Here is a 4,284-nt window from a genome sequence, read left to right as displayed (position 1 = left end):
GACTCGTCACAGCGCCTTGGCTCTGGGCCGCCGGCATCCGAATTTGAGCTAACGAACTAGCCACACAGGCCACTAGTGTTGGTAGGGAGCCGAAGCTCCCTCGCCACAAAGGTCGCCGGGTTAGTCTCTGTTGCCCACCCTCAGGCTCAAGCCACCGCGGCCTGAAGACAGGACTCTCCCGGAGGGCAGGGGCCAAGCAGCCGTTCTATTGCGCCGGTCACCAGGTTCTCTATCAATTCTTCGCGCTCCCGATCATTGAGGCTGTGCTGTGCCACCCAGGACGGAGCGCTGTTGAGCAAGGATGCAATGGCATGTCCGGCGGCCAGCAATCCATGTTCGGTCAACTGCGTTCGATGGCCAAGCATCGCCAGCAGCTGGCGTTCGTATTGCTCGCGCAGCTGCCTGACCCGCTGCTGCTGGTCTTCGTTCAGGCAGCAACTGTCGCGTTCGGCCAGGCGAAAGTGTCGAGGGAGTTCCCGATGCAATTTCAGGTGCGCGCGGATGATCACTTTCAAACTGTTGCGCCCAGGGCCGGCTTTTTTCTCGTTTCGTCTCAGGGTAGCCAGCAGCTCTTCGTAGAATTCTTCGATCAGGTCGAGCAGCAAGTGCTGCTTGCTCGGGTAATGATGGTAAAGCGAGCCAGGCGCAAGCCCCAGATAGGTCGCCAGCTCGCGCATCCCTACCTGGCCGAAACCCTTGTTGGCGAACAGCTCGAGCGCCTTGTCTCGGTGCTGCGCGAAGCGAGAGCAGCGCTCAGGCATAAGCATGGAAGCCGCGCCCGCTTTTGCGGCCCAGATAACCGGCCGCGACCATTTCTTTGAGCAGCGGCGCCGGGCGGTATTTACTGTCGTTGAAACCGTCGTAGAAGGCTTCGAGAATCGCCAGCAAGGTGTCCAGCCCGATCAGGTCTGCCAGTGCCAGCGGGCCTATCGGTTGATTGCAGCCAAGACGCATGCCGGCATCGATGTCTTCAGCGCTGGCCAGCCCCTCCTGAAACACCAGAATCGCTTCATTGATCATCGGCACCAGAATCCGGTTGACCACAAAGCCTGGACGGTTGCCGGCAGTGATGGCGGTCTTGCCCAGTCGTTGCGCCAGCTCCAGCGCCAGGGCATGGGTGGCATCGCTGGTCTGCAAGCCGCGAATGACTTCAATCAGCCCCATCATCGGCACCGGATTGAAGAAGTGCAGGCCGATGAACCGCTCAGGCTGACTCACGCTGGCGGCGAGCTGAGTAATAGATAACGAAGACGTGTTCGAGGCAATCACACAGTCGGTACTGACTTGCGCGGCGATCTGTTGCAGGACCCGCAGTTTCAGGTCGAGGTTTTCGGTCGCGGCCTCGATCACCAGTTGAGTGTTTTGCAGGGTCGCGTAGTCCGTGCTGGTCTGGATGTTGTCCAGCGCCGCGAGCTTTTGCTCCCGGGAAAGGAGTTGTTTGGCGATTTGCCGGTCCAGATTCTTGCCCACGGTCGCCATAGCGTTTTGCAGCGCGGTCCCGGAGATATCCAGCAGCGTCACGTTGAAGCCGGCAAGGGCACAGATTTGCGCAATGCCGTTGCCCATGGTGCCAGCGCCGATCACACCGATGTTTTGCAGATTCATGTTCGGGTACTTCCTTAATCAAACGCGTTCGAACAGCACGGCGATGCCCTGGCCACCGCCAATGCACATGGTCGCCAAGGCATAACGTCCCTGACAGCGGTGCAGCTCGTAAATGGCTTTGGTGGCGATAATCGCGCCGGTGGCGCCGACTGGATGGCCCAGGGAAATGCCCGAACCGTTCGGGTTGACCTTGTGCGGATCGAAGCCCAACTCCTGCGCCACGGCACAGGCTTGGGCTGCGAACGCTTCGTTCGATTCGATCACATCAAGGTCGGCGACGGTCAGGCCTGCACGCTTGAGAACCAGTCGGGTGGCGGGGATCGGCCCCAGGCCCATCATCGACGGCTCAACCCCGGCGTGAGCGTAACCCACCAGCCGGGCCATGGGCTTGAGGCCTTGCTCGCGAACGACCGCTTCGGTGGCCATGATCAAGGCGCCTGCACCGTCATTGAGCCCGGAGGCGTTGCCTGCAGTGACGCTGCCATCTTTCTTGAATGCAGGTTTCATAGCGCTTAGTTGCTCGGCACTGACATCTGCTCGTACATGCTCGTCAATGGCGAAAGACACCGTGCCTTTGCGTGTAGCCACTTCAATGGGCACGATCTGCTCGACAAAACGCCCTTCGGCAATGGCCCGGGCTGCACGTTGTTGGCTGACAAGGGCCAGTTCATCCTGCATCTGGCGACTGATGCCATAGTGCTCGGCAATGTTCTCCGCGGTGATGCCCATATGGAAGCCGGCAAAGGGATCCTGCAGAACCCCAAGCATGTAATCGATAGCCTGCACATCGCCCATTCGTGCACCCCAGCGCGCTTGCGGCAGCAGGTAAGCACCGCGGCTCATGGACTCGACGCCACCGGCCAGCACGGCCCCGGCATCGCCCAACATCAAACTTTGCGCGGCGCTGACAATGGCTTGCAAACCGGAGCCGCACAGGCGGTTGACGTTGAACGCCGGGGTTTCTTTCGACAGGCCGGCATTCATTGCCACGGCCCTGGAGATGTAGGCATCGCGGGCTTCGGTGGGGATCACATGACCCATCACCGCATGGCCGATATGCTCGGGCGCCAGGCCCGAGCGCTCAATGGCCGCGCGGCAAACGTCGGTTGCCAACTGGATAGGGGTCACGTCCTTCAGCGATCCGCCGAAACTGCCAATGGCGGAGCGCACCGCGCTGACGACGAAAATATCGGAATTGTTCATATCGACTCCTGGAATCAATGTTGCAATCGTTGGCAGTCAGCGACTGGCGTACCATGGGCGCCGTCCGGCTTCAGACGCCCCCCACAGGGGCTGCGCTGCTGTACCTGGTATGGATGTGAGTCTAGAGTCCGCAGCAGCGCTGGCCTATGCCATAACTGTTCAAGGACATTGGCGTTTTTTGCCATTTTCAGGCGATGAAGAGAGAAACGTTCAAATGCGGGAAAAGGATTCAGTTGCCGTCTACTTTATGCATGCAATGCTCCATGCACTGCGTGAGCACCCGCAGCGCCTGCGGGCGGTACTCGAGCAGGCGGGAATCGACCCGGCGCTGATGGACCAGCCCACGGCGCGGGTGCCGGCCAGTGCTTTTGCAGCGTTGTGGTTGATCCAGATTCGCGAGTTGAACGACGAGTTCTTCAAGCTCGACTCCCACGGCATGCCGCCTGGCAGTTTTGCCTTGATCTGCCGGGCATTGATTCAGGAGCCGAATCTGGAGAAGGCCATGCGCCAGTGCCTGGCCAACTTCGCGCTGTTCCTGCGGGACTTTCGCGGCAGTTTGAGTGTGCGCGGCAAACGCGCCGTCATCAGCCTGCAGACCCGATCGGACGACAACGACGTCAGTCGTTTCGGCGAAGAGACGTTCCTGGTGTTGATGATCAGTCTGCTGTGCTGGCTGGGTGGGCGGCGAATTCCCATCGATCGCGCAGATTTCCGCCATGAACGTTTGTCGCTCAGTGATGATCCGTTGCTCTGGGGCGCCAACCTGACTTTCGGCGCGCAGCGCACTGAAATCGAGTTTGCCAGTCGCTACCTGCGCCTGCCGGTGGTTCAGGATCTTGCATCACTCAAAGTGTTTCTGCGCAGTGCGCCGCAATGGCTGGTGATTCGCTTTCGTAACCAGCATGGCCTGGCGGCACAGATCCATCAGCGTCTGCGAAACAGCCATTACGGCCAATGGCCTACCTTGCAGACCTTCGCGATAGAACAGCATCTGAGCCCCAGTACCTTTCGCCGAAAACTGGAGCGCGAAGGCTGTTCGTTTCAGGAGATCAAGGACGAAGTGCGCCGCGGCGTTGCTTTTGAGCAGCTGCGCCAGAGCCGGGCGAGCATCACCGAAATTGCCGAGCAGATCGGCTTTCAAGAACCCAGCGCGTTCCACCGGGCGTTCAAGAAGTGGACGGGTGAAAGTCCGGGGCGCTATAGGGCAAGGTTTCAGGACAAGCCCTGATGCCAGTCAGTCAAGAAGAATAAGCGTCGGGCACAAAACCTGTGGCGAGGGGGCTTTTGCCCGGCACCTCTGCTCCTCGTAGACTCTTTGAGGATGTTTACAGGTTGATGGGTAAGGAGTGGAAAGATGATCTTTATAGGGCCAGTCTTGAAGATCAATCCACTTGGTAACTAGGGTGGAGGAGTTGGATCGTTCCCACGCTCTGCGTGGGAATGCCTCACTGGACGCTCTGCGTCCGCTTCGGCAGT

At 59.6% G+C, this 4,284-nt stretch carries 4 protein-coding genes; 1 reads left to right on the top strand and 3 read right to left on the bottom strand.

The genetic code is table 11. The features are described from left to right. Window positions 1–146: 146 nt before the first annotated feature. From AC07O1_RS30275 to AC07O1_RS30265, 3 genes are read right to left on the bottom strand one after another with little or no spacing between them, the layout of a single operon-like run. A complete protein-coding gene (locus AC07O1_RS30275; RefSeq protein WP_495091183.1) occupies window positions 147–767 on the bottom strand; it encodes a TetR/AcrR family transcriptional regulator in 621 nt (206 codons plus the stop codon). Then, complete coding sequence (locus AC07O1_RS30270; RefSeq protein ID WP_495091182.1) at window positions 754–1,605, bottom strand: 3-hydroxybutyryl-CoA dehydrogenase; 852 nt, start codon at window positions 1,603–1,605, stop codon at window positions 754–756. The genes AC07O1_RS30275 and AC07O1_RS30270 overlap by 14 nt, the downstream gene beginning before the upstream one ends. 18 nt (window positions 1,606–1,623) lie before the next feature. Beyond that, on the bottom strand, window positions 1,624–2,808 hold the full coding sequence (locus AC07O1_RS30265) for an acetyl-CoA C-acyltransferase family protein (RefSeq protein ID WP_495091181.1): 1,185 nt from the start codon (window positions 2,806–2,808) through the stop codon (window positions 1,624–1,626). 214 nt (window positions 2,809–3,022) lie between these two features. Between AC07O1_RS30265 and AC07O1_RS30260 the strand changes: the two genes are divergently transcribed. Next, a complete protein-coding gene (locus AC07O1_RS30260; RefSeq protein WP_495091180.1) occupies window positions 3,023–4,036 on the top strand; it encodes an AraC family transcriptional regulator in 1,014 nt (337 codons plus the stop codon). The last annotated feature ends 248 nt before the right edge of the window (window positions 4,037–4,284 follow it).

The organism is Pseudomonas sp. GW821-FHT07G10 (assembly GCF_059418545.1).
The sequence above is the reverse complement of the archived record's forward strand: the minus strand, read 5'-3'. Positions and strand labels throughout refer to the sequence as shown.

Bases quoted from the DNA above. Each gene is read 5' to 3' on its own strand.
- AC07O1_RS30275 (WP_495091183.1), bottom strand. From the start codon at position 767: ATGCTTATGCCTGAGCGCTGCTCTCGCTTCGCGCAGCACCGAGACAAG.
- AC07O1_RS30270 (WP_495091182.1), bottom strand. From the start codon at position 1,605: ATGAATCTGCAAAACATCGGTGTGATCGGCGCTGGCACCATGGGCAAC.
- AC07O1_RS30265 (WP_495091181.1), bottom strand. From the start codon at position 2,808: ATGAACAATTCCGATATTTTCGTCGTCAGCGCGGTGCGCTCCGCCATT.
- AC07O1_RS30260 (WP_495091180.1), top strand. From the start codon at position 3,023: ATGCGGGAAAAGGATTCAGTTGCCGTCTACTTTATGCATGCAATGCTC.